This is a genomic window from Fibrobacter sp. UWCM (genome assembly GCF_900129735.1).
In the GTDB taxonomy this organism is placed as follows: Bacteria; Fibrobacterota; Fibrobacteria; order Fibrobacterales; family Fibrobacteraceae; genus Fibrobacter.
On the sequence record NZ_FQWR01000063.1, the window covers coordinates 1 to 1,138 of the forward strand.

Below are 1,138 nucleotides of genomic sequence, written 5' to 3' on the forward strand. Positions count from 1 at the left end.
TATACCACTTAACAAGAAAAAAGGATATATTTTAACTTAACCGGTAATGAATATGGTTGTTCATGAACCCACTATTAAAAAACCTACAAATCCAAACTTCTTTTAAATTTGAATGACGATTTATTTATAAAAAAATGACTATAGAATATTGAAGCTACTTAATAAAGGGAAAAGGATGATTGTATTTAAATTATTCTATCACATATTTTCTTTTATAAAAATAATGATGTTCAAAATGACTTATGGCAATCGTGCTGGTTTGCCAATAAAAACCCAATTTCGTGCAGGCTTTCATCTTGTAATAGAAGGAAGAGGTTTTGTTAAGATTGGAAAAGATGTTTTTTTTAATAATTATTGCACGATTGCATCGCGAGCTGGAATTACTATCGGAGATGGAACTATTTTTGGGGAAAACGTTAAAATATACGACCATAACCACCAATATCGGGATGCGAATAAATCTATAAAGAATCAGGGGTATAAAAGTGCTCCAATTAATATTGGGTCGCATTGTTGGATAGGATCAAATGTTGTGATATTGAAAGGTGTTCAAATTGGCGATAACTGCGTAATTGGAGCAGGCTGTGTTGTGGCAAAATCAATAAGAGAAGGGAGCGTTATTGTTAATAATCAGAATCACTTGTATTTGTCATGATTAGCAAATGAAAAAAATTTTATTTTTTGTGTTTTTGTTGGGAATAGAAAACTTTGCGGCACCTATTCTGTCTCCAGAGCGCTACAATCTCAAGTTGCTTGAAACGGCGCCGATGCTGTTTGAGTTTCATCGGCTTACAACGACCGATGTTAAGCAAGAGTTCCATTATCCGCAACGAGATTCTGCATGGCGCCTGAATGCCGTTGAACGAGAAAAAAGCGCCTTGTTGAAATATGGCTCCAACAGGGCCTTTTTAGCAACAAGCCTTGTCGGTGGCCTTGATTATCGTGGTGGAGAATCTCTCGGAGATACTATTTGGCCCGGCATTGACGGAGGTCTCTATATGCGGGGCTATCTAGACTCTCTTGAATTTGTCTTAGATGCGAGATGGACCATGCAGGAGTTTAATAAGAGGGTAGCATAAGCTACTATATTCATTGCGCAACCCCAAAAAGGTAAAACAATGGCAAAAGTCAACTACAA

Annotated in this window: 2 protein-coding genes; both read left to right on the forward strand. The window is 36.7% G+C overall.

Annotation, left to right across the window (positions count from 1 at the left end):
- Positions 1–223 precede the first annotated feature (223 nt).
- A complete protein-coding gene (locus BUB22_RS15965; protein ID WP_217650387.1) occupies positions 224–655 on the forward strand; it encodes an acyltransferase in 432 nt (143 codons plus the stop codon).
- 7 nt (positions 656–662) lie between these two features.
- Positions 663–1,079, forward strand: coding sequence for a hypothetical protein (locus BUB22_RS15970; RefSeq protein ID WP_073116672.1), 417 nt, complete (start codon positions 663–665; stop codon positions 1,077–1,079).
- Positions 1,080–1,138 lie beyond the last annotated feature (59 nt).